This window comes from Proteiniclasticum ruminis DSM 24773 (assembly GCF_000701905.1).
Classification (GTDB): Bacteria; Bacillota; Clostridia; order Clostridiales; family Clostridiaceae; genus Proteiniclasticum; species Proteiniclasticum ruminis.
In genome coordinates, this window is record NZ_JNKC01000007.1 from 1 (window position 1) to 23759 (window position 23759).

19 protein-coding genes, 1 tRNA gene and 1 other RNA gene are annotated in these 23759 nt (G+C 45.9%); 2 read left to right on the top strand and 19 right to left on the bottom strand.

Features of this window, described 5'->3' with window-relative positions:
- Positions 1–504: 504 nt before the first annotated feature.
- The 3 genes from recR to dnaX all read right to left on the bottom strand — a co-directional run bounded on the left by recR (position 505) and on the right by dnaX (position 3223).
- The gene (gene recR, locus T487_RS0109325; RefSeq protein WP_031576695.1) at positions 505–1104 is read right to left on the bottom strand and encodes a recombination mediator RecR; all 600 of its coding nucleotides are present in this window, start codon (positions 1102–1104) and stop codon (positions 505–507) included.
- 54 nt (positions 1105–1158) lie between these two features.
- A complete protein-coding gene (locus T487_RS0109330) occupies positions 1159–1488 on the bottom strand; it encodes a YbaB/EbfC family nucleoid-associated protein (protein ID WP_031576697.1) in 330 nt (109 codons plus the stop codon).
- A 67-nt stretch (positions 1489–1555) separates the two neighbouring features.
- Positions 1556–3223, bottom strand: coding sequence for a DNA polymerase III subunit gamma/tau (gene dnaX / locus T487_RS0109335; protein ID WP_031576698.1), 1668 nt, complete (start codon positions 3221–3223; stop codon positions 1556–1558).
- Positions 3224–3435: 212 nt separating this feature from the next.
- On the opposite strand from dnaX, the gene T487_RS15945 reads away from it, so the two are divergent.
- Positions 3436–5091, top strand: coding sequence for a Na/Pi cotransporter family protein (locus tag T487_RS15945; RefSeq protein WP_051651636.1), 1656 nt, complete (start codon positions 3436–3438; stop codon positions 5089–5091).
- Positions 5092–5146: 55 nt separating this feature from the next.
- Here the strand turns inward: T487_RS15945 and ffs are convergent.
- The 12 genes from ffs to ord form a co-directional block, all read right to left on the bottom strand.
- Positions 5147–5411: signal recognition particle sRNA large type (gene ffs, locus T487_RS16250), an RNA gene on the bottom strand.
- A gap of 3 nt (positions 5412–5414) precedes the next feature.
- Positions 5415–5504 (bottom strand) — tRNA-Ser (locus T487_RS0109345).
- Positions 5505–5695: 191 nt separating this feature from the next.
- Positions 5696–6943, bottom strand: coding sequence for a DUF1015 domain-containing protein (locus T487_RS0109350; protein WP_031576700.1), 1248 nt, complete (start codon positions 6941–6943; stop codon positions 5696–5698).
- Positions 6944–6958: 15 nt separating this feature from the next.
- Positions 6959–7870 carry a D-2-hydroxyacid dehydrogenase gene (locus T487_RS0109355; RefSeq protein WP_031576701.1) on the bottom strand — a complete coding sequence of 304 codons (912 nt, stop codon included), beginning with the start codon at positions 7868–7870 and terminating at the stop codon, positions 6959–6961.
- 29 nt (positions 7871–7899) lie between these two features.
- Positions 7900–8988: a 3-phosphoserine/phosphohydroxythreonine transaminase gene (gene serC, locus T487_RS0109360; RefSeq protein WP_143004634.1), complete on the bottom strand. Its 1089-nt coding sequence runs from the start codon at positions 8986–8988 to the stop codon at positions 7900–7902.
- A gap of 242 nt (positions 8989–9230) precedes the next feature.
- The gene (locus tag T487_RS0109365; protein WP_242848047.1) at positions 9231–10331 is read right to left on the bottom strand and encodes an alanine/ornithine racemase family PLP-dependent enzyme; all 1101 of its coding nucleotides are present in this window, start codon (positions 10329–10331) and stop codon (positions 9231–9233) included.
- Positions 10332–10344: 13 nt separating this feature from the next.
- On the bottom strand, positions 10345–11724 hold the full coding sequence (locus tag T487_RS0109370) for a GlmL-related ornithine degradation protein (protein ID WP_031576706.1): 1380 nt from the start codon (positions 11722–11724) through the stop codon (positions 10345–10347).
- A gap of 21 nt (positions 11725–11745) precedes the next feature.
- A complete protein-coding gene (oraE, locus tag T487_RS0109375) occupies positions 11746–13944 on the bottom strand; it encodes a D-ornithine 4,5-aminomutase subunit OraE (RefSeq protein ID WP_031576707.1) in 2199 nt (732 codons plus the stop codon).
- Positions 13941–14312 carry an ornithine aminomutase subunit alpha gene (locus T487_RS0109380; RefSeq protein ID WP_341349282.1) on the bottom strand — a complete coding sequence of 124 codons (372 nt, stop codon included), beginning with the start codon at positions 14310–14312 and terminating at the stop codon, positions 13941–13943. Before T487_RS0109380 ends, oraE begins: the two co-directional genes overlap by 4 nt.
- Before the next feature lie 22 nt (positions 14313–14334).
- Positions 14335–15759, bottom strand: a complete 1425-nt coding sequence (gene ortB / locus T487_RS0109385) for a 2-amino-4-oxopentanoate thiolase subunit OrtB (RefSeq protein WP_031576710.1) — start codon at positions 15757–15759, stop codon at positions 14335–14337.
- Positions 15752–16051: a 2-amino-4-oxopentanoate thiolase subunit OrtA gene (gene ortA / locus T487_RS0109390; protein ID WP_312460854.1), complete on the bottom strand. Its 300-nt coding sequence runs from the start codon at positions 16049–16051 to the stop codon at positions 15752–15754. The genes ortB and ortA overlap by 8 nt, the downstream gene beginning before the upstream one ends.
- Positions 16052–16067: 16 nt before the next feature.
- Positions 16068–17099: a 2,4-diaminopentanoate dehydrogenase gene (gene ord / locus T487_RS0109395; protein ID WP_031576713.1), complete on the bottom strand. Its 1032-nt coding sequence runs from the start codon at positions 17097–17099 to the stop codon at positions 16068–16070.
- A 383-nt stretch (positions 17100–17482) separates the two neighbouring features.
- Here ord and T487_RS0109400 point away from each other — a divergent pair, with 383 nt between their 5' ends.
- A complete protein-coding gene (locus T487_RS0109400; protein WP_031576715.1) occupies positions 17483–18145 on the top strand; it encodes a VTT domain-containing protein in 663 nt (220 codons plus the stop codon).
- Positions 18146–18227: 82 nt separating this feature from the next.
- Here the strand turns inward: T487_RS0109400 and T487_RS0109405 are convergent, their stop codons facing one another.
- From T487_RS0109405 to T487_RS0109420, 4 genes are read right to left on the bottom strand one after another with little or no spacing between them, the layout of a single operon-like run.
- Positions 18228–18848, bottom strand: coding sequence for a DUF624 domain-containing protein (locus tag T487_RS0109405; protein ID WP_031576717.1), 621 nt, complete (start codon positions 18846–18848; stop codon positions 18228–18230).
- 16 nt (positions 18849–18864) lie between these two features.
- The gene (locus tag T487_RS0109410) at positions 18865–21963 is read right to left on the bottom strand and encodes a hypothetical protein (protein ID WP_031576719.1); all 3099 of its coding nucleotides are present in this window, start codon (positions 21961–21963) and stop codon (positions 18865–18867) included.
- Positions 21964–21976: 13 nt separating this feature from the next.
- Positions 21977–22807 (bottom strand): carbohydrate ABC transporter permease, encoded by an 831-nt coding sequence (locus T487_RS0109415; protein ID WP_031576720.1) that lies wholly within the window; start codon positions 22805–22807, stop codon positions 21977–21979.
- Positions 22808–22822: 15 nt separating this feature from the next.
- The gene (locus T487_RS0109420) at positions 22823–23716 is read right to left on the bottom strand and encodes a carbohydrate ABC transporter permease (RefSeq protein WP_031576722.1); all 894 of its coding nucleotides are present in this window, start codon (positions 23714–23716) and stop codon (positions 22823–22825) included.
- Positions 23717–23759: the final 43 nt, after the last annotated feature.

A 23759-nucleotide genomic window follows, 5' to 3' on the forward strand; every position in this document is an offset into this window, starting at 1 on the left:
ATATTTCAATCCACGCTCCTCGTATGAAGAGCGACGAATCTTCTTGAGTTCCTTCTTGGCGACTGGTATTTCAATCCACGCTCCTCGTATGAAGAGCGACAGTAGTGCTTCAAAATCTAACACTACCAAGCAAATCAACTGACATGCCCGCGAACCTCTAAAACTGTACTTTAATTACCTACCATTGGCGCATAAAGCACTATGTTCACTTATGGTTCGCGCTGACAAAATTATAGGTAATGAGATGTCACCTCCCTCTCCGTATACTCTGCCAAAGTTATTTCCACTTTTGCTATCATTGTTCTTGAACTTCATTTTAGTATAGTATATGCGTATAGATTGTTTTTTTCAAGATACAAACTATTAATAAACCTACAACTTATTTCATCTTTACTGATTAATATTTTCCAGGTGGATGCAATTTAAAAGAGTGAGGCAGTTTGCTGCTTCACTCTTTTACATCATTCCAATAAGACACTGTTTTGCTCTATTCAATTTCTTCGATTACTTAATTTCTTTTCTACCCTCAAAGGATTTTGCTAAAGTAACCTCATCCGCATACTCCAGATCGCTTCCCACTGGCATACCCGAAGCAATTCTAGTCACCTTCACATCCAGAGGCTTCAGCACTCTGGAGATATACATGGCCGTAGCTTCCCCTTCTATGGTTGCATTAGTGGCCACAATAACCTCCTGGATTTCTCCGGACATTCTTCGTACCAGTTCTTTGATTTTGATGTCCTCAGGTCCTCTTCCTGCCATGGGAGAGATGCTTCCATGAAGCACATGGTACACCCCATTGAAATCACGGACTCTTTCAATGGCCATGATGTCTTTCGGCTGTTCCACCACACAGATGACGTTATGGTCTCTGTTTGGATTCCCACAGATGGCACAAGGATCTTTCTCTGTATAATTTCCGCAGATCCCGCAGTACTTCACCGTTCCTCGAGCTTTCACCAAAGCATCTGCAAACTCACGGACTTCATCCTCTGGGAGATTCAAAATATGCAGCGTCAGTCTCTGCGCTGTCTTGCTGCCAATACTGGGAAGCTTCGCAAACTCTTCAATGAGCTTCTCAATGGCCACTGGATAAAAATCCATGAATATTCCTCCTAAAAAGAAGGATGCATCTTACATGCACCCTCATCCTATTTGTTAAAACAATCCTGGCATGCCACCTGTGAGCTTGCCCATCACTTTTTCAGCATCCTCATCCGCCATCTGCATTGCAGCATTCACAGCAGAAAGTACAAGATCCTGCAGCATTTCCACATCATCAGGATCCACAACATCCTTGTCAATGGTCACAGACTCCAGTCTCTTCTTGCCTGTAAGTTTTACGGATACTGCTCCGCCGCCAGCTGATGCCTCATATACCTTAGTCTCCAGTTCTTTCTGGTTCTTTTCCATATCTTTCTGCATCTTCTGTGCCTGCTTCAGCAGGTTGTTCATATTGCCTCCCATACCTGGGAATCCCTTTGCCATAATAATACCTCCTACAATCTCTTTTCTTTTCTTACTTTACAATAACTCTGCTTCAGTTTCAAGACCGCTATTCGTCTACAATATTGATGCCAAGTTTTTTGAGATTCTCTTCAAAATCCCCATCTTCCTGTGCTGCGATTCTCTCTTCCCGTTCCCCTTCCACTGTAAATCGGAACTTCACCGGTTCACCTAAGATCGTCGCTGCTGCATCTTCCAAAATCTCTTTGTTCTCTTTCTTCTCCAGACGCTTTTTACTGAATCCGTATTCCTTGCCGAATCTTACTTCAATGACACCTCGGTCACATTTCACCGGCTGTCCGACGATGATGGATGCCTGGACAATCATTTGCCTTCTGGCTTTCAGCGCTTCCATGATCTCTTTCCAGTTCCTCTTCACCATATCCAGCGTCACTTTACAGTCATCATTGAAAATCTCTTCTTCAATTCTCACTGCTGTCTTCATCACTTTAAGCTCTTCTTTTTTCTCCAGAGCTGATGGAGATGCTGCTTTTACAGATGCAGAGCTTTGTCCCCGAGGACCTGCTGCCTGCTCTGTAGAATCCGCCTTCACTTTAGTGAAATCGCCTCTTCTTAAGAAATCCTCAATGACTGAGAGTCTTCCCAACATGGATTCTGAAGAAATATCCAGCTCATTCTTTGTGAGGCTGATGATGGCAAGTTCCAGATAGATTCTGGACTGCTTGCTGAACTTCGCCTGCTCTTCTGCTTTTTGGAGAAGTCTGATGATTCTAGTGATCACTTCATTGGAAGCGATGTCTCCTTGCCTTTTGATGATCTCAATGTCTTCTTTCGACAGATCAATGACTTCTTCAGGATTCGGCATAATCTTCGCCAGCAGAATATTTCTGAAATGAAGAATAAGGTCTTTGGTGAAGCTATAGGGGTCTTTTCCCCCATCCACCACATCATCCAGAATCCTGATGGATTCTTTCACATCTTTACTGAGCATCGCTTCTGACAGCTTAAAAAGATTCTCCTGTCCTGAAAGACCGAGCATATCCAGCACATCTGTATACTCTAGCTTTCCATCCCCCATGCTGATGGCCTGGTCCATGATGGAAAGAGCATCTCTCATGGCGCCATCGGAGATTCTGGCAATAAGATCCAGGGATCTGTCTTCTGCATAGATACCCTTGTCTTTTGCAATCTCTCTCAGCCTTTTTGCGATTTCAGTGTACTTAATCCTCTTGAAATCAAAGCGCTGACAACGGGAAAGTATGGTCACTGGCAGTTTCTGCGGATCTGTGGTTGCCAGAATGAAGACCACATGTTCCGGGGGCTCTTCCAGCGTCTTCAGGAAGGCATTCACCGCTCCGGTAGAGAGCATATGCACTTCATCAAGGATATAGACTTTATACTTCCCTTCATGAGGAGGATACTGCACTTCATCCACAAGGTCTCTGATGTCATCCACTTTATTGTTGGTGGCAGCATCCTGCTCCACCACGTCAAGAGAAAGCCCTTGATCAATTTTCACGCACATATCACATTTATTGCACGGTTCTCCCTCATGGAGATCCAGGCAGTTCAGTGCTTTGGCCATGATTTTCGCACAGGTGGTTTTACCTGTTCCTCTGGTTCCGCTGAAAAGATAGGCATGACCTACTCGGCTGGTTCTGATCTCGTTTTTCAGTGTCGTTGTGATGTGTTCCTGACCAATGACGTCTCGAAAAACCCTTGGTCTCCATTCACGATAGAGCGCTGTATATGCCATGACTTTTCTCACCTGCTTTCCAAATACTTCCTTTACTATTATACATGAGTTCCAAATAAATTTCACAGAATCAGGAAAAGTAACTGATGAATCTTATGTCTCTATTTCCTCTGTCTGTTACTTTTTAACAAGATTGAATATTCAGTCACTTAGTGGTATGTTTGATTTGAATGAACAAGCTGCTTTTACTGTGTAAAAAAGGATGGGATTCTATGCTGGAGTTTATTTTTGGCATCATCGGAGGAACAGCTCTTTTAATGTATGGAGTAGATCTCATGGGAGAAGGACTGGAAAACATGTCCAGTTCTATGATGAAGAGAATCCTGGAGAAGTTCACCGGAAAACTGTGGAAAGCTTTTTTAGCTGGTATTTTTCTGACTGCTGCTGTTCAAAGCAGTACAGCCATTTCTGTCCTTAGTGTCGGATTTGTAAACTCCGGCATCATGAAGCTTTCTCAAGCCATTGGCATCATCTATGGCGCGAACATCGGAACCACCATCACAGCACAGTTCATGGCTTTAAGCTTCAGTTTCAACATCATCACTCTTTCACTCCCCATCCTTGCCGTTGGCTATGTGCTGTATGTCTCCACACGTAAAGTGAAGCTGAGAAGTCTGGGTCAGGCGTTTATGGGAATCGGATTTCTTCTTCTGGGTCTTAAAATCCTCAATGAAGGGATTCCCTATATGGAGAACAGTACCGTCATCCAGAACTTCTTCAAAAACTACGCATCAAATATCATTTTCGGTCTACTTCTGGGTATCATCAGTACAGCTCTTGTGCACAGCAGTGCTGCTACAGTAGGTATCGTTATTCTTCTTGGCAATTCTGGTCTTATTGACCTAAGAACTGCCATCATTCTTATGCTGGGGGACAATATCGGTACCTCCATCACGGCCCTTATCGCCTCTTTAAAAGGAAATATCAATGCAAAAAGAACTGCTTGGGGACACGCTCTTCACAATCTCATTGGTGTTCTCATCGCTTTGCCTTTCCTCAATCCTTTCGTCTCTTTCATCGAGTATTTCACTGTGAACATTCAAGGGTCTGATAGCATTCAGGTGATGATCGCAAACTCCCATACGATATTCAATATCATCGTGGCGCTGATTTTTCTTCCACTGAACAAGTACTTTGTCCAGCTTCTGATGTTTCTTGTAAAAGAACGTACTTCAGACAAAGGGAAAGTTCAGACCATCCTCGATCCTCTGCTCCTGGATACTCCTGTGGCATCTCTTGGTGCCAGTATTAAAGAACTTGCTCTGACTCTTCAAAAAGTCGAGGAAAAAAACGTAAAGGCACTAAGTCACATCACCAGTGACAAGAGCATTTCTGATAATTCTCCCATTGGGATCGAAATCACCCGTACGCAAAAAGAGCTGACTCTCTACATGATGGAACTCTATAAACGTTCTTTGACAGAAACTCAATCCATCATGATTCCAGGCATCATCAAAGGAGCAAAATATCTCGAGCGTATGGGAACGCTCACAGATCATCTGGAAGCTCTAGCTCTAGAAAGGCAAGAGAAGGAATGCTACTTCACCCCTGATGCCATGAATGAAGTGGAAAGCCTAGCCCATGCTCTTCAAGAACTTTATGATGAAACCATCCTTCACCTGAGCAAAGATATTCCTTGCGATGTGCCACTGGCAAGTAAGTTATGGATTCATTTTGATGAACTCTTGACCAAAGCAAATAACGATCATATTAAGAGGCTGGAGAAAGATCAGTGCACCATTGAGGCATCTCTAGTATATCTGGAGATTCTCTCCACCCTGGAGAGGATCAAATATTATCTCTTCCAGATCAAGAAACTGGCCTGTTATGAGTTTCAAGGATTCTATTCTCCGCTGGAGATAATATAAAAACAAAAAGCCCTTTACTTATCACTAAGTAAAGGGTTCAATTTTTCATTTAAAACCGTGCACCCAACTCTGACAATAACCGTTCAAGCGTTACCCGAACAGTAAACTCAAAGCAGATTTGCCACGGCACACGAATAATTCTATTTATCGCTGCTACCTTCCGGTCCTGACGAGGTTCATAGACATCCATTGCGTGGGATCCACTTATCAACGTCACTTTTAAGGGTCAGACCCTGAAAGATCAAGCCTCGGTTAGGGATTACACCCTGCTGTAGCGGATTGCAGGTTACAGGGCACCGCTAACTCCCCGTCTAGCACGGTAATGGCGGAGAGGATGGGATTTGAACCCATGATCGAGTTTCCCCGATACACACTTTCCAGGCGTGCGCCTTCGACCACTCGGCCACCTCTCCACATATCAATTGCTCACGTATTCCATAAGCAACAAAGTTAATTCTAAAGGAAAAGACTACTGAAGTCAATAGTTAAAATGGATTTTTTCATAGGAACTTCATCCCACACCGAAGAACTGTTCTGAAACAAGATATGGCCAAAAGTCTCAGGGCTATGAGAACACAGCCCTGAACTTCAGCTTTTATTTTACCTACTCCAGATCATGAAGGAACAGACCACTTCTCAGTTTAGGCTCAAACCAGGTGGATTTTGGTGGCATAACCATCCCCGCATCGGAGATGGATATGAGGTCCATGATGGTGGTTGGATACATGGAGAAGGCTACTTTCATATCTTTCTCCACTCTTCTTTCCAGTTCTTTCAGTCCTCGGATCCCACCCACAAAATCAATTCTCTTGTCTACTCTTGGATCTTCGATACCTAAAACTGGATGAAGCAGGTGATCCTGCAGGATTTTACAGTCCAGTCTTTTTAAAGGATCCTCATCAAACACAATATGCTTCTTGGCTTCCAGCTTGTACCATCTGCCGTCCAGATACATACCGAAGGTGTGCTTCATCTCTGGTCTGTAAGGTCCTTCTCCTTCATATGCTGTGATGGTGAAGTCTTTACGGATAGCGTCCATGAACTGCTCACTGTCGCAGCCATTGAGATCCTTCACCACACGGTTGTAGTCCATGATCCGAAGCTCGTTGCTTGGAAAAATCACAGACAGGAAGTAGTTGAACTCCTCATCTCCTGTAAAATCTTTATTCTTCTCTCTTCGCATCATGCCCACCCGGACAGCAGAAGCTGCACGGTGATGGCCATCTGCGATATAAAGTGATTCTACTTTTTCAAATTTCTGTTTCAGTTCCTCAATGATCTTTTCATCAAGAATCGCCCAGGCAGTATGCTGTACACCATCTTCTGCGATGAAATCGTACAGTGGATCATGGTTTTTCTTATAGTCTTCGATGATTCTTGTAATTTCTTCCTGGTACACATAGGTCAGAAAAATCGGACCCGTATGGAAGTTGGTCACATCCACGTGACGGATTCTGTCCGCTTCTTTTTCCGCTCTTGTGAACTCATGCTTTTTAATGACATTGTTCTGGTAGTCATCAATGGATGCAAGGGAAACAAGTCCAGTCTGGGGATGTCCATCCATGACCAGGGTGTAGATATACAGGGCTTTATCTGCCTCTTGTACAAGAGTGCCATCTTCGATGAACTTCACAATGTTCTCTCTAGCCTTGTCGTAGACTCTCTGGTCATAAAGATCAATGGATGCAGGTAGATCCACTTCTGACTTGTCCACATGAAGAAAACTGTATGGATTATCTTTCACCATCTCTCTTGCTTCTTCAGAGTTCATTACATCATAGGGAAGTGCAGCCACTTTATCTGCTAATGTCTCATGGGGTCTTACTGCACGAAAAGGTCTTACAATCGCCATTTTTTCTCTCCTTCTCTATGCAAAGAATGACTTGATGATGGAGATGATCTCCTCACCAATACGCAGCTGTGCTTCTACGGTGGATGCTCCTGTATGCGGCGTCAGAGAAATCTTTTCATGGGTATAGATTCTCTCGTTCTTTGTAGGTTCTTCCTTGAACACATCTACAGCTGCTGCTGTGACCTTCCCGCTGTCTAGGGCATCGCAAAGGGCTTCCTCATCAATGAGTCCGCCTCTGGCTGTATTTACAAGATATACGCCATCCTTCATCTGTTCGATTTCTTCTTTGCCGATGAGATAAGGTCTGTCAGCAAGCTTTGGCATATGCAGAGAAATAAAATCAGCTTCTTTATAAAGCTCTTCCATGGTGACATAGCGGAATGGGTCATTTTCAGGCTTATGTCCGCTTCTGTTGGTGTAGATGACCTTCATGCCAAGGGCATCTGCTCTTTTTGCCACTTCTTTGGCGATTCTGCCAAAGCCGATGAGCCCTAGTGTTTTACCGGACAGTTCAATGCCTTCATAGTGCTTCTTGTTCCATTTTCCTTCTCTCATGGTCACATTGGCGCTGTGGATATGTCTTGCAATGTTGAACATATGACCAATGGCAAGTTCTGCCACAGATGCACTGGAAGCGTTGGGTGTGTTTCTCACAGAAATACCCTTTTCCTCCGCGTATTTCACATCAATATTGTCCACGCCTACCCCACCACGGATGACAAGCTTCAGTCTTCCGCTCTTCAGCGCTTCATCGATGAGTGGTTCTCTGATCTTTGTTGCGGATCTGACCACAACCACATCAAATTCCTTGATTTTCTCCATGAGCTCAGGCAGTTCATAGTGTTCATTGACCACTTCAAAACCGGATTCTTCCAAATTTTTGATGGCACTGGCTTCCATACCGTCTGCTGCTAGTATTCTTATCATAATGATATCCCCCCTAATATATAATCTTTTTAAGCGTTCTTTTCTTCAAACTCCTTCATGAAAGCAACCAGAGCTTCTACACCTTCCATTGGCATCGCATTGTAAATAGAGGCTCTCATGCCGCCAACAGAGCGGTGACCTTTAAGATTTGAGAATCCTCTTTCTGCGCTTTCCTTCACGAACTTCGCATCCAGCTCCTCATTTCCTGTCATAAAGGTAACGTTCATCAGCGAACGGTTCTCCTTCACCACATTGGTCTTGAAGAGTTTGCTCTGATCCAGGTAGTCATAAAGAAGTGCTGCTTTCTTTGTATTGTGTGCTTCCATACCGGTAAGTCCACCCATGGATTCCACCCAATCCAAAACAAGTCCGAGAATATAGATGGCATAGGTAGGTGGTGTGTTGTACATGGAGTCATTGGCTACCATTTCGTCAAATCTCATCATTACTGGGGTCTTGTCCAGAGGTTCTCCCACAAGATCCTCACGGATGATGACCACTGTAAGACCAGCTGGTCCCATGTTTTTCTGAGCGCCCGCATAGATGACACCATACTTTTCCACATCTACAGGTTTTGACAGAATACAGGAAGACATATCGGAAACAATTGGTACTCCATTGGTCTCTGGGAGATAGTTGTAGGTGGTGCCAAAAATTGTATTGTTCTCACAGATGTGGAGATAATCCGCATCTGGAGACAGATTCAGTTCTTCCTGAACTGGAATATGGCTGAAGTTGTCTGCCTTACTTGTGGCTGCCAGATGGGCCTCGCCATATTTCTGTGCTTCCTTGTAGGCTTTTCCTGAGAAACTTCCAGATACGATGTAATCTGCTTTCCTGTTCTTGGTCATAAGATTCATAGGAATCATGGAGAACTGGAGCGTCGCGCCTCCTTGAAGGAAGAGCACCTTATAGTTGTCTGGAATGCCCATAACCTCTCTAAGCTTTCTTTCTGTGTCCTTGATGATTTTGTCATAGACTTTGCTTCTATGGCTCATTTCCATGACAGACATACCGGAGTTGTTGTAATCAAGCATCTCACTGGCTGCTTTTTCCAGTACCGAAACGGGCAGCATGGATGGACCTGCGGAGAAATTGAAAATTCTTGACAATGTGATCGCTCCTTTTATTTTCATACTTTGTTCATGGCTTTCTACTTTCATTATGTCATCTAAAAAAATATTGGTAAACCAAATTTTGTTGTCCAAAAACAGTACATTTTTAATTTCACAGAAAAGGGAATCCTATGAAAAAAAACTCTGAATATAACGTTGTAATCATTTTCACTCTACTGAATTGGTTCTTTTATTTTTTCGAGATTCACATTGGAACCCATGGGGATCTCATTCTTTCTCGAAGCTCAAATGTCTTCCACCAGAAGAAGTTCCTCGTCTTCACCCAATAAATCATCCTCTATATATACTTTGTCCACATAAGGGGAGGTCATGGCGTTCAGCATACCGCCATATTTCACATAAAACTTCACGATGTCTCCCACCTGATAGCCCGTAGGATCTTTGGAAAGATCCAGAATCAGATGATCTGAGCTTGCCCCGAGAATGCTGAGATTCTCATTCATGGGGATCAGGCCGGAAGGATCCACATCCTGTTTCCCAAGAGCCACGATGGCTCTTCTGATAATACCCCGGTCCTCATGCTTGGGCACATTGCCAAAAGCGTCTCTACCGATTTTTCCTTTGGGCACTGAAGGTTTATCCTTCAGCTCAATGATTTGGGTCTTCAGGATGAAGGCATCCTCGCAGAGACCATCAAACCTTCTGCCAAATGCCGTTTCTTTTCCCAAAAGAATCACTTCTCCCAGCCTTAGATTGTTGATGCCATCCGGGAATCCATTTTCCTCTTCCACCAGATACACGCTGGAAGAACTTCCTCCGGATATGATGTCCAGCGTCAGCTCATACTTCATGCGCATCTCTTCTGAAATGTCCACCAGTCTCTGCAGGGTGGTCTGTTCCGGAATAACGCCGCCAAAACAGGTGAGGTTCACACCAAATCCCCGAATCTCCACGCCCTCAATCTCTACGGCTTCCTTTACAAAAAGCCCTACTTTCTGGGAGCGGATGCCTTCTCTGTAATCTCCAAGATCCACCATGATGATGACTTTATGGATGGTGCCCAGTTTTTTCGCTGCATCTCCCAAGGCTTTCAATGTCTCTATTTCGGAGTTCAGACTGTAGTCACTGTAACGTACCACATCTTCCGCCTCACTCATCATAGGCAGCCGGAGAAGCACTTTCTGTCTGGGAAGATCCTTCAGCTTCTTCAGGTTCTTAATTCTGGCATCGGCGATGTACTCCAATCCCCCGCGAAGCATAGCCTCCGCTATTCTGGGCTCTGCGGTGAATCCTTTGGTCACAGCCATGATGCTGATCCCATGGGGCTTGAAAATCTCATGGACTTTTCTTGCATTGCTTTCTATCTTCTTTAAGTGTATTTCCATACATGGATACATGTTATGCATTCTCCCTTCCATAAAGACCAAGACTCTCCAGCATGAGTTTTTTCGCACTTTCTTTGTATTCTAGTGAAAGGACGCCCAGTGATGCCAGAAGATAGTCTCGATCCAGAAGCACTTCCGCTTCCTTCTTTGGAAAGAGTTTCTGCCCTCTTCCCTGTTCATGAATTCCAGCCAGAATTTTTTCTGTTCCCTGAAGTCTTGTCAGTGCACCGCCAGTTCCAATGATATACTTGATCTCCGTGAGATCTTTTCCTTCCGCCACAGATTTTCTTCCGGAGGATTCACCAAAAAGATTTCTCACAGCACCTGCATGCCGATCCACAGAAGTGTATACCGCCTCTTCAGTGAGGCGGAGAATGATGCGCTTCTCTTTCTCTGTCTTGGGGATGGGGGGAAGATTCAGAAGGTCCTCCTCTTCCACAGAAAGCTCCATCTTAAGCTTTTCCATACCGATTCTCTCCATAAGATTTTTCCGGTTCACATAGACACCCAAATCCCCTTCCACGGTTCTTTTGGCCTCAGGTTCCGGTGCCAGAAGGATTCTTGAAATCTCTTCCGAGCCCTGGGTCACTGAATGCACATCTGTGGTGGCTCCGCCCACATCAATGATCACCACATCGCCCAACACCTCTTTGAGGACCTTGGCGCTTTCCATCACCGCTCCTGGGGTTGGCAGGATTCTCCCAGAGACCAGCTCGTGAACTTTGTCCATGCCTTTTGCATGGATGATATGCTCCTCGAACACCTCCTGGATGACCTTTCTTGCAGGCTCCACAGACAGCACATCCACTTGAGGATATACATTATCGGTGATATAGACTTTCCCTGGATATCCTTGGAACAGCTCCATGATGTCCTCTTGGTTGTCCACATTGCCTGCATAAACAATGGGCATGGAGAGCGGCAGCTGCGCAATCTTTTCCGCGTTATAAAGTGCTGTGTCCCGCTCTCCATGGTCCAGACCTCCTGCAATCATGAGAATGCTGGGCTCAAGCTCCTCAATCCTGCGAAGATCTGATGGCTTCAGCCTTCCTGATGTGACGAGCCTCACAATGGCTCCTGCACCCAGGGCAGCTTCTTTGGAAGCCTTCACGGTCATATCGTGGACCAGTCCATGGACACTCATCTTCAGGCCTCCCGCCGCACTGGAGGTGGCGAGAAATTTTTCATAGGTCAGTTCATCCGTGCCCAGGCCCAGGTTCTTTTTCAGGTCCTCCATGGCAGAAAGGAGGCCTACAGTGACATCTCCTTCCTCTACTGTCGTGACGCCCTGACCCTGCCCAAGGAAAGAAGGTTCTTCTGTATGGATGCCTTGAAAGGCATTCACCACCGTAGTGGTGCTGCCGATTTCTGCCACCAGTACATCTACATGCATCTACTTCCTCCTCCTTTTCCCTTAGTCTTTTCCACGCATCTCTCTTCTCTTTTTGACCAGGAAGGTAGCCACATGGGCACCCTTGGTGCCTCGGCCAAAGCCCATATCAAGGCCAGACTCCACTGCCAGCTCCTGAATGATCTGGGTGCCTCCTCCCAGAATGATGAGCTTGTCCCGGACACCCTTTTCAATGGCCGTATCACAGAGTTTCTTCAGGTTTTTATAATGTATGTTGTCATGGCTGATGATGGTGCTTGCAAGGATCGCTTCCGCATTGGACTCTATGGCCGCATCCACAAGCTTTTCCACTGGTACGGAGGTGCCGAGATAGATGCTTTCAATGCCGTACTTCTCGATACCGCCATGCTTGATGTCAATGATTTCTCGCAGCCCTACAGAGTGCTCGTCGTTTCCTAAGGTTCCGGCTACAATCTTCATGGGATACGACTCAATGTCCTTTCGGATCTCCTCATCACTTAAAATCTCTGGTTTCTTCTGAATGGTCAGGTCTTTGGCATTTAAAGAGAAGGGAACTCTTCCTTTGATCTCCACTAAAGTGCCCTCTGCTTCCTGAAGCACTTCCTTATGGACCACTTCCACATCCAGAAGCCCCATTTTCTTGCCGATTTCAACGGCAGCGGCCTCTGCGGTCATTTCATCCACAGGAAGCATCATGGTCTGCAAGATTACGCCATCTCCAGCCCATTCCACTTCGGGTTTTATATGTTCTCTTGTGAAGTACTTTCTGTTTTCTTCTAGTCTCTTCTCTACATTATCCTCTGGGTCCAGCTCATCAATATAAACAATCTTCTCCCGGATCTCCAAGGTGTCTCCACCAATGGCATCGGAGGCTTTTTCAAGGCCTTCCGGTACGTTGTTGTATCCGAAGAAGGCGCTGACTGGTGCAAAATAGTCTTCCTCTTTCTCAAAGACAGTGTCTGCCGCTAGGCCTCCATCCATTTTTCTCACAATGCCGTCTCCATTTCTCTCCGGATAGTATCCGGAATCCACGAAGAATCCATCTTCTACGGCTTTGAAATATCCGCCGGCCTCCAGAATCTCTTCCATAAAGAGCACCGCTCTTTCTTTAATTTCCCGGACCTTTTCTGGAAGGAAGCCTTCTTTTTTCAGCTCCACCATGGCTAGAAGCCCATCCATTCCCTGGAACGCCTGCTTGGCTGTAGAGATGGCGGCGATGTTGTTGTAGTTCCAAGGCACATTTCTTCCCTCATCCGGTGTGATGGTGGACTGGATGTCTGCACCGGTCAGCTCTGAAATGAGAAGATTCAGCACATGGGTCACCGTGGCTTCTCTGGTGTCAGACTCCATATATTTTGTATTCTGCTGCGCTCTCATGCGGTACTCGGAAAAAAATTCCCGAAGCGCTACCGCATAGGGCAGATCCAGTGTCAGTGATGGAGCAGGCGGCGCCGTGGGCGGTACCGTACTGAGGCAGATGTTCTCTTTCTTCATTCCAGATTTCACTGAAAATACGGAATTCAGGCCATGCTGTACCATGAGCTCTGGAAGCACCTTATAGGCTTCTCTTGCCGTGGCGTTGGCATTATGGGCACCATCAATCTGAGCCATATCAGCAAAGGCCATGATGGATTTTGCATATCCCGCATCCACAAAGGACCGGATCATATTGATGTTTCTATAGAGCACATTGTACTGAGGATCCTGATGGGCACCGTTGACTCCTTCTTCTGCAAACATCACCGCAATTTCAGGACCTGCCACACCAGACACATAGGAATGGTAGTTGATTTCTCTTCCCACTTCCTCTTCAATAAGATCCAAAGCTTTTCTCTGGGCTCTTACCTGCTTTCTAGTGATGGGAATGCCGCCGATGCCCTGGGGGGTTCCTTCGATGAGGCCATCATAGTGGCTCTGGCCGGCAGTACGGATGACCATAATATGATCTGCGCCATGCCAGGCGGCCATTCTCATTCTTCGGATGTCATCCTCAAAACGCCCGGAGGCGATTTCTGTTGTGATTACAGGTCTTGGCTGTGGGTCGATGTTTCCGAAATACTTTGCAGAGGGCAGGCTCTCACTTTGCGCAAGAGGTTTACTCATCTCCTGATAGGTGAACTCACCCATCTTCAGGTTTTCCACAGGCTCTCTCCAGTGCCATCCCCGTCTTTTGGGCACATAGTGCTGAAGATCCTTCAGAATTTCTTCCACATGGAGTTTCTCATTCTTCACAAGCTTCATCTTCTGTCCCCCTTAAACACTTCTTTCGCAATATCCAGATGCTTTCCTTCTGCCATCTCTCTGCCTACAGAAAGATAGTCTCTCTTCAGTCTCTCCGACACCTTCAGCACCACATTTCCTGCACCTTTTCCCATGAGTCCGAGGTCCAGTACGTGGTTCACAAGATCCATGGCCTCCAGGCTGGAGAACCCCATTCTAAGAAGCACAGACCGCTCCACGGAAGGGGTGGTGCTTTTCTTGGAAAGCTCGATCATAGGGTCCACGATCTTCTCCGCCAGTGAGAAAAACCTTCTTTTCAGCTCCTCATCACTGAGTCCTTCCAGATGCTTTCTCCTCTCCATATAGTCATCGGTTCTTTTCATCGCCATATATTTTTCTCCTATCTTTACGCTAAATTACCAGGGTGCATCCAAGCAGCTGAAGCTCCAGCTTCACAAACTCATAGGAAGTCCTGGTCTCCTCCATGAGATAAAAAATGTCCAGTTCAGTGACCCGCTCAATTTTCTTAGCGGCCACATAGTTTTTAATGAGGGATTTTTTCAGTTTTTCCATACTCACTGGACGAAGATGAATGTCTTCTGGTCCTCTAGGCAAGATGATATTCTTTCCAGGCACCTCTTCTTCCGGATCTCCGAAAAAGAGGTCTATGCCCCGCTCCTTGGCAAAGGAAAGCTGAGAAAGAGGATGCTTTCCAGCTCCAGTGTACTCTGTCTCCTGCACCACCAGAATATCCGTCTCCTTCATTTCTCTTGCCATGGCAAAGGCTGCTGTTAAAGAGGTATTTCCTGCAGGTCCGCGTTCCATCCCTTCCAGCTGGGCCAGCGCTTCCGTCATATAAAACACTTCTCCCTGCTTTACCAGGTAGTATTCATCCATATATCGGAGGGGTCTTGCAGCGCTTCTTGGCACATCGGACCGGTCCGGGAAGGTGGTGAAAGGCATGCCAAATCCTGTATGCCCCGTGGTGAAGGACTTTTTATTGAAATCCACATCCGAAGCCATATGAAGACCGGTAAGGTCCACACTGACGCCAACAACCTGTGTATCCTTCGCACCTCTTGCTTTAAGACCTCTTGCAGTTCCCGTAAGGTTTCCTCCGCCGGCATGGGTGGCCAGAACCACTTCCGGATATTTTCCGTACTTTTCGTAGACCTCTTCTGCAATCTCATAGCCCAGGGTCTCCACCCCACGGATCCCGAAGGAGGAGTATAAAGAGGCATTGAAATACCCTGTCTCCTCCAGAATGGAGAGGAAGGTGTAGAAAAGTTCCGGTCCTACGGTGAGTGAGATGACCTCTGCACCCAAAGCTTCACATTTTCTTCTTTTCTCCAGAATTTCCGGCTGGCCGATGCCTTGGGAGTCATAACACTCTTGAACCACAATACACTTGAGGCCTAGCTTTGCGGCTTGAGAGGCTACTGCGGCACCATAATTTCCTGAGGTTGCCGTGACTACGCCTTTATAACCCAGCTTCTTTGCCATGTAGACGGACAAAGAGGCTCTTCGGTCTTTGTAGCTGCCTGAAGGGTTGGAGGCTTCATCTTTAACGAAAATTCTCGCACCATATCCTTCTTTGGAGAATTTTCTCGCCAAGGCTGTAAGATTCTTCAGCTCCACCAGTGGCGTATGCCCTACCGAAACCTCCTCCTGAATTTTCCTCACTTCGTCTATAGAAACATCCACATCCTCCATCATAGAATCATAGTCAAAAGCCAGCTGGGACAGTTCATATTTTTCGTAGTCCACGCCCAGGGCAGTTTTCATGATCTCATTTTTTCGGGCCATGACCGCTTCGTAGCTCATGTCTCTATTCATGATCCACCTCCAGCATTTTTCTTAAGTCTCTGCCGATGGCAAGAAGCTCCGGTATGAAGGTCTCTCCATAGGTATGGCTGTAGGTGGGGTTTTCAGAAAGAAGGGTTCCTTCTACAATTCTCCCTGTAAGAGTTTCTATCTTCACCCGGCTGCCTGCCTCTGCTTCTTCCAGAAGATACCCCTTCATCCGCATTTCCAGCGGCACTTTCTTCGTTTCCTCAGGAATCATTCCTGTACGCTCTTCCGGCTTTAGTATGATGTCATGGATTTCCACCCATGTTCCTTTTTTCATATCCATTTCCTTCTTTCTATCTCAAATGGTTTGTGAAATCATCCATGATGGCATGGGTCACAGGCAGATCCGCCATGGTGAGAAGTCCGCTTCTTGCGTTCAGCACATGGGGAATCACATTGACGGCTGCTGCAATGGTGCCGATGCCTCCAGGCACTTCTGGTTTGATCACCATGGATACGTCAGGATCTCCATGGATTTCTATGTAGTCTCCTGTTTCGATCTGCTCAAGATCTGGACGCACCTGCTGAGGATGCTCCAAGGTAATCACAGGTTTTCCGTCTTTCAGGGCCACGGCGGTGTGGTTGCATCCTGCTACCATACCGGCCTTGACAAAGACATCCTTGGTCTTGCGGTCCACAGTGGTCATAATAGGCTCTCTGGACTGCACGATTTCATCATAAGTCAGGCCTATGGACTTTGCGATCATGGGGATGGACTGCAAAAATCCCACATGGCCATAAACAGATCCGTCTTCGACCCCTTTCAGGAACGCTTCCTTGCTGAGCCCTACGCCCTGCTCTTCCATGACCGTCTTTCCAAAAGGAGACAGGTCATTCACACGTCTTGCATAGATGTGGTCCACTCTTCGAACCCCTAAGGAAAGCTGAAGGATTAAAGTATCCAGCACAAAGCCAGGATTGACGCCCGTACCCAGTACTGTGACGCCAGCTTCTTTGGCCATTTCATCAATTTCCTTGGAAAGCTCCGGTTCTGTCACAAAAGGAAAAGCCATTTCCTCCGCGATGGTCACCACCTGAATGTTTTTCTTTGTAAGGAGCCTGATTTCTTCAACCACACCTCTCACAAAGGAGTGGATGGCCAGGATGCAAAGGTCTGGCTTCACCAGATCAAGAAGCGCGTCCGGATCGTTCATCACCGGAATCCCAAGCTCTTCTTTTCCCAGGAAACTGCCCAGATCCACCGTATCTTCCACTCTTTTTTCAATGGCCCCCACCACTTCGATGCCTTCCTTGGCAAAAAGCATGTCCACCATACCTCTGCCCATATTCCCGAGACCCCACTGAACCACTCTGATTTTATTCATGATTATTCCTCCCTCATGCAGGATTTCATTGCACATCAGTTAAGAATGTGGAGTTCACAGGAACTCCACGATGATTTCAATTTATATTTATGTATTGTTATGAATTAATATCATTATTAACTATGTGATATACCGTTTATGCAATGTAAACCTTTTTATTCATCTAATTATAGAATAACAAATTAAAGCTCCTTTTGTAACCCCCCTGTGCACATATCTGGTCTATGTTCCACAGGAGAAGGAGATGTTCTGTTCCATCCCCACCATGCTCTAACACACTTTGAAACATTTAGAAAATGGACAGATATTTTTAAGCAAAAGGTCACCACTGTAAAGGTTTTTTCCAGTACAATGAGAATACTAAAGATAAAAAGGAGAATCCCATGGAGATTTCAGAACTCATCCGTTTTTTCACAAAACTGGATACGCATATTACGGATCTAATTGAATACTTTGGTATTGGAGCTTACCTGATCCTGTTTTTCATCATTTTTCTGGAAACAGGCGCAGTGATTCTGGCCATCCTGCCTGGGGACTCTTTGCTTGTGGGCGCTGGCGCCTTTGCCTCAACAGATGACCTCAATGTGGTTGCGCTGCTGGTGGGCTTTTATGTAGCCACGCTCCTTGGAGATATGCTGAACTTCAAGATTGGTAAGTACTTGGGGGAAAAGTACCATAGAAGCCGTTTTGAAGACCGGTCTCTTTTCAAATTCATCAACAAAGAGAATTTTGACAAGGTGCATCACTTCTTCACCCACAAGGGTAGAAGAGCATTCCTCATTTCAAGATTTATCCCCGTTGCCAGGACCCTTACTCCTTTCATCGCAGGATTTACCAATGTAAACTTCCTGGATATCTCCTTCTTCATGTTCATTGGAAATGCCATGTGGACTGTTCTCTATGTCATGATCGGATTCTTTGTGGGCAATATGGAATTTCTGGAAGGAAACTTCATGTATCTTATGATGGTTGTTTTTCTCATCTCCATGATTCCAGCTGGTATCTTCTTCTTCCGAAGCAGATTTCTGAAGAAAGAGAATCTATGAAAAAAATAAAAAGTTAAATATAAAAGCAAACGAGGAACCTCAATGCCAAGCATTGAAATTCCTCGTTTTTTTCGTTCTCTAATTAGTCCTCCTGAACACTACTGTATATTCCCAGGATTTTACCCGTATATAATACGGACAGGGATCCTCCAATTATTGTCCAGTATAAGAATATGGAAGGAAGCACTGTAAAAATCAGAACTGTTAGAACCAGCTGCACTCCATGTACTAGAAGCACAAGAATCACCCGGGGAAAATGCAGCATAAGAAATCCTGCCGTCTCCTTCATGAGACCTTTCAGTGGGCCGTCCCAGGAGGTAAGCACCGGATACACCGTCACCGAGATCGCAAGGAAAACCAGAAGAAGCATCCCTTGAAGAACCAGAAGCGCTTCTTTGCCTGGAAATGAGACCTCATTGAGAAGCACGATCTCCCCGATGAGGATTCCCAGAATGAACATCTGGAGCACAAACACCAAAGTGGCCTCTTTGAATTTTTTTCTAGAAGTGGAAAAGAACACAGCATACACTTTGCCCTCTTCTTCCTCCAGAGCCCGGACCGCATCAAACAGGCCCGTCAGTGCTGCCCCTGTGGTGACCACTGGGAGGCAGCAAAGAAGAAAGAGAAGATTGAGAAGAAGAAGATCTGCTGCCTTCCCCAATACGCCCATGATTTTACTATCCGGATGAAACCACTCTGCCATCTTCATGCTCCTTTTTCTACTCTACATCCACATAAACTTTGATATGGTCCACTTGACCCTTTCTGACTTTTTCCGCACCTTCTCCTGTAACACGGGAGTAATAGATGTCCGTTTCTCCCAGAGGTTGGCGCACCTCTATCTTTCGGATGGCGTATTTTCCTGGGATGATGTTCTTTTTCTTTGAAAAGTGATAACTCACCTTACTGCGGCCAAGAAGGGTGGCTTCCACCTTTCCGTCCTCAGGCACAAGATATTCTGGAAGACATGGCGCAAAGTTCAGTTGCAAAAGATTCCCCTTCAGGCAAAACAGCTCTTCCCCAAACATCATACGCTGATACATATCCAAAAACTCCGCGGTGGAACCGCTGAGCCTTGCCACGAATCCTTTCCCATGGATCTTCGGGTCAGGATTTGCACTGGAAGCGATGAAAGAAGAATTCTCCAAAAGGCTTCTGCCATAGGTCTCACTGTTTAAGAACGGAACGCACATGGTCTTGAAGTCTTCAAAGAATCTTTCATAAACACCATTTTTCAGGAGCTCCAGAAGATACTTATACTCCATATGGAGCCAGATGGACTCATTTTCAAGCCATCCTGGGGAGAAGGATTTCGCTCTTCCCAGTTCTCCAGAGAGATGTTCCAAAGAAGTGTTCACTTTATACATCTTCAGCTTTTCATCATAAAGCGCACTGGTTCTCACTCTTTTTGCAATCTCTTCTCTTTCTTCTATGCCATCCACCAGCTTCAGATGCTTCACAGGGCCTTCCAAAAACAGCGGAAGCGTTTTCCGCTCGAAGGATCTTGGCACCACTTTTCCATTCTTCTTTTCATAATCTTTAATCTCATAGCTGTAATAGGTTGGACACAGACCTTCATTTTCCGCCACGGCGTCCCTGATGCCCTGGGACAGATAGGTACGGAAGGATGCAATCACTTCCTTTATCCTTTGTCCAGACAGTACCGTTTCCGCTCCTGAAATACCATTTCTGATCTTTTCACGATAGATTTCTTTCTTTGTATTCATCTCATCCCAGACTTCAAACCGGCTCTTCTTTCCTGCTGCCTTCTCATAGCTTATGACGATTTCTTCCAAGCTTTCCAGAAGCCCCGTAAACTCCTCCGGGAAAATGCAAGTTGCATCCTGCAGATCCATCACCTCTTCCAGATATTTCAGAAGTCTCAGAAGCTCACAGGCATCCGCCACATTGGATCCAAAGAGTCCCGGAAGACCATTGAGCGCATCATACCATCCAGGTTTTCCGCCTTCCATCTCGATGCCTCTGCCTTCCATATCCAGAGTGGCAAACTTCAAAGAGGCTAAAAGCACCAGCTTTTCTAACAGCGTGGATGTATAGATTTCTCCTCTTCCATACTCTTTTCTGATCTTTTCTTCCCCGATGGATTCCATCTCCTCCAGGGCTTTGTACTGCCTAATACCTCTCTTGGTCTCCACATAGCGGTCTTCGCGTTTCAGCACATGGGCTTTCTGAACATAATACGTATAACTTCTGTCTTCAAAAAGAACACTCTTTTTCTTCTCGGGATAGACCGACAGATAGTTTTCCAGTAGATCCAGATTATACACAAAATGATCGGTCCAATAACCTTCCAAAAAATCTGCATGGTAGAGTTCTTCGGAGTGGGTCAGTACTTTTTCGAAAAGGACTTTCAGCTCGGAATCTTCCATCCCTTTTTCTTCCAGGAGCATCGAGAGCCTCCCCAGTGAAAATTCCTTACTGAAAAATTCTACATAGTCGTCTTTTTCTTCTGCGGGAAACAGAGCTAGAATCTTATGAAGGTCCATAGCCTGATACATGGTAGGCCTAATCTGGAGAGGATTGTAGCCATCCAGCTGGATAAAATGATAAAACATCTTCAGCATCCGATCTTCCACATAGGGATAGAATCGGACGTCACTTCTTCTGTTCTGGTTGACATCTCTAAAGTTCCCGTTGCCCTGGCTGTAGAACTCCGGAGCCAGCATGAATGCATTATAGTCCCTTTCGATGTCTCCATGTTTTCGGGAATATACATGGATGACCTTATCTCCCATTTTTACAGGAGCCCCACCCCGTAGGACGTTGTCAAGAAAGGTCTGCTCACAGTAGGCATCAAAAATATCATGGGCGGTGCTGGTTCTGATTGGACTTGTGATCTCCTCCACCAGTTGGTCCGCTCTATTTTCTTTTTCAGCTTCATATCCTTTCTGAAGGACCTTCTCTTTGAAATATCTCAGGATCTCCTTTGACTCTGCCATGCCGCTGTAGGATCTGAGGTTCACAGAGCCCTCTGCTTGAACCTCTCCCTCAAAAACAGAGAAAGCCGATGGCACCTGATTTCTTGGAATCTCCTGAAACTGAAGCACATCCTTCAGGGATCTCTTGAAGTTTACCGGTTGCTCATAGGATAGATCATGCAGAAATACCGCTTGGGGATCCACAAGGATTTTAAGAAGATGCCCCTCAGGTCCCACAGTGAGGTAGAAGTTTCCTTTTTCATTGAACTGCACCTCTGAAGTATCTGTGGTGCTGGTCTTTACTCTGTAATATGGAAGATTTTCCTCTTCTACTTCCACCTGCATCCAGGCTTTCATGGTCTGGCCTGTGTCCTTCATGGAACGGAGGGAGATGCCGTAGGGAAGGATCGCAGGCATTCCATCCAGCCACTGGAGATCTCTCTTTTCCTTTTTGAGATTCTTAATTGTGACTTTTCTCACCAGGGCGCCTAAGTTCTCCTCCGGCAGCACATAGTACTTCACATGTATGGAAAAACCCAGTTCTTCATGAACTTCTGTCAGCTCCAGAGAATTCTTCCCAATGGTCATGGTTGTAGCCGCTTCGTCGTTCCTGAAGGGTTCATAGTAGATGCCATCCACCTTCAGAAAGCTTCTGAATCCAAGGTTTTTAACCATCTGAAAGGACTGGTGCGCAGGATAGAACTCCATGATGGAATGATCTTTTGTTTCTGTCCCGAAGCTCACCACGGCTTGCCCGCGGTTCACATAATAACACCAAAGAGGGATGCCGTGAAGACCTCCGATCCCCGGCAGGAAGCTGGAGAAGGGAGACTGCACCTGATAGTTTTTCTGTACTGCATTTTTACCGATAAGATCCATATAAATCTTTCACCTATCCTTTCACTGCACCAGCTACCAGGCTTTCCTGGACCTGATTGCTCAGCATGAAGTAAATGATAATGGTAGGAAGAGTCGCGATGACCATTCCTGCACCAATAAGGCCCCAGTCTGTGGAATACTGCCCCGCAAAGGACATGATGCCCACGGGCAGCGTTCTGTAGGCATCGCTGTCCACAAAAGTGTTCGCCAGCATCAGCTCATTCCAAGTACCCAGGAATGTGAACACGGAAGCTGTGGCAATGGCTGGTTTTATGATGGGCAGAATAATCAGGAAGAAGGTCCTGAAGACCCCACATCCATCGATGTAAGCCGCCTCCTCAATCTCTTTTGGAATGCTTTTGTAGAATCCAGTAAGAATCAGGATACTCATGGGGATGGCACCTGCAATATAAGGAATCAGAAGCCCCAGATAGCCACCTTTAAGCCCAGTTCTGTCCAGCAGCTGAAAAAGTGGAAGAAGGGCTGCCTGAGCCGGAATCATGATTCCTAAGGCAAAGATGCCATAGACAAGACCGCTGAGCTTCCACCTCATTCTGGAAATACCATAAGCCGCCATGGCGGAAAGGACTCCGGACACCACCACCGTGGTGAACGAGTAAAAGACAGAGTTCAGGAAATAGCGCAGAATCTTCGTCTGGGTCAAAGCAGTGATGTAGTTTTCCCATCGCCAGTTTCTTGGGAGACCGATGATGTTGTCTCCGAAGATTTCGGCATTGCCCTTCAGCGAAAAGTTGATCAGCCAGTAGAGAGGGAAAATCTGAGTGATGGCAATCAGTATGAGTACACTCATGGTCAGATACTTGGATATTTTTTTCTTTTTCATCTCGTTTTCCCTCCTTTATAATGCAGAAACATTCTCTTCGGCTTTTTTGAACAGTTTTGTGACAATGTAGGAAAAGGCTAGACATTCAATGACAATAAAGAACGCCTGAGCACTTCCGAATCCATAAAGGCCACGACGGAAGAGGTTATTGTACATCAGCGTTGCCGGCACATCACTGGCATGATTTGGGCCTCCTCCGGTCATGACATAGATGAGGTCAAAGGCTCTTAAAGATCCTGTGATGGCAAAGATCGAGCAAGTTTTGATGACTGGTGCCAGAAGAGGAATGGTAATCTTAAGATTGGTCTGCCATCTGGTGGCTCCGTCAATCATGGCCGCTTCATAATAGTCTTTCGGAATGGATTTGATGCCCGCATAGAAGATCAGCATATGGTAGCCGATATACTGCCACACCGCTGGAACCACTGTGCTGAGAAACGCAGTTCTTGGATTGGACAGCCAGGAATAGTCAAAGGTTTCTCCCGTGACAGTGGAGATGAGAAGGTTCAAAAGGCCATATTCGCTATGGAAAATCTTGATCCACAGCTGACCGATGACCATACTGGAGATGACCACAGGCAGAAAATAAATAGTCCTGAAAAACTTCTCTCCCTTTACGCCTTTGGATAGAAGCATCGCCAGCCCTAAAGAGATGGGGAGCTGGATGAACAGAGATGCCCCCACTAGAATCAGTGAATTCACCACGGCCTTCGGGAAATACCGGTCGCCTGTGAACATACGGATATAGTTGTCAAATCCGATGAACTTCATGGTCCCGATCCCGTCATACTCAAACAGACTGTAGAGTCCTGAGGTGATGAGGGGAATGATGCTGAAGACCACGAAGATGAGGAGTGCAGGCAGTACAAATACTGCAATATGTCGTTTTTTACCTAACATCTTTTCCATAAAATCCTCCAATATGATAAGAAAATGGGTATCGCTTTCTATT

What these genes read in the sequence shown, in the direction of transcription:
- T487_RS0109400 (WP_031576715.1), top strand. Translation starts at nt 17,483, where the DNA reads ATGGAGATTTCAGAACTCATCCGTTTTTTCACAAAACTGGATACGCAT.
- T487_RS0109405 (WP_031576717.1), bottom strand. Translation starts at nt 18,848, where the DNA reads ATGGCAGAGTGGTTTCATCCGGATAGTAAAATCATGGGCGTATTGGGG.
- T487_RS15945 (WP_051651636.1), top strand. Translation starts at nt 3,436, where the DNA reads ATGCTGGAGTTTATTTTTGGCATCATCGGAGGAACAGCTCTTTTAATG.
- T487_RS0109355 (WP_031576701.1), bottom strand. Translation starts at nt 7,870, where the DNA reads ATGATAAGAATACTAGCAGCAGACGGTATGGAAGCCAGTGCCATCAAA.
- T487_RS0109410 (WP_031576719.1), bottom strand. Translation starts at nt 21,963, where the DNA reads ATGGATCTTATCGGTAAAAATGCAGTACAGAAAAACTATCAGGTGCAG.
- T487_RS0109420 (WP_031576722.1), bottom strand. Translation starts at nt 23,716, where the DNA reads ATGGAAAAGATGTTAGGTAAAAAACGACATATTGCAGTATTTGTACTG.
- T487_RS0109350 (WP_031576700.1), bottom strand. Translation starts at nt 6,943, where the DNA reads ATGGCGATTGTAAGACCTTTTCGTGCAGTAAGACCCCATGAGACATTA.
- oraE (WP_031576707.1), bottom strand. Translation starts at nt 13,944, where the DNA reads ATGAAGCTTGTGAAGAATGAGAAACTCCATGTGGAAGAAATTCTGAAG.
- T487_RS0109365 (WP_242848047.1), bottom strand. Translation starts at nt 10,331, where the DNA reads ATGGAAATACACTTAAAGAAGATAGAAAGCAATGCAAGAAAAGTCCAT.
- dnaX (WP_031576698.1), bottom strand. Translation starts at nt 3,223, where the DNA reads ATGGCATATACAGCGCTCTATCGTGAATGGAGACCAAGGGTTTTTCGA.
- T487_RS0109380 (WP_341349282.1), bottom strand. Translation starts at nt 14,312, where the DNA reads ATGGCGATGAAAAGAACCGATGACTATATGGAGAGGAGAAAGCATCTG.
- T487_RS0109330 (WP_031576697.1), bottom strand. Translation starts at nt 1,488, where the DNA reads ATGGCAAAGGGATTCCCAGGTATGGGAGGCAATATGAACAACCTGCTG.
- ortA (WP_312460854.1), bottom strand. Translation starts at nt 16,051, where the DNA reads ATGAAAAAAGGAACATGGGTGGAAATCCATGACATCATACTAAAGCCG.
- recR (WP_031576695.1), bottom strand. Translation starts at nt 1,104, where the DNA reads ATGGATTTTTATCCAGTGGCCATTGAGAAGCTCATTGAAGAGTTTGCG.
- T487_RS0109415 (WP_031576720.1), bottom strand. Translation starts at nt 22,807, where the DNA reads ATGAAAAAGAAAAAAATATCCAAGTATCTGACCATGAGTGTACTCATA.
- T487_RS0109370 (WP_031576706.1), bottom strand. Translation starts at nt 11,724, where the DNA reads ATGCATGTAGATGTACTGGTGGCAGAAATCGGCAGCACCACTACGGTG.
- ortB (WP_031576710.1), bottom strand. Translation starts at nt 15,759, where the DNA reads ATGAATAGAGACATGAGCTACGAAGCGGTCATGGCCCGAAAAAATGAG.
- ord (WP_031576713.1), bottom strand. Translation starts at nt 17,099, where the DNA reads ATGAATAAAATCAGAGTGGTTCAGTGGGGTCTCGGGAATATGGGCAGA.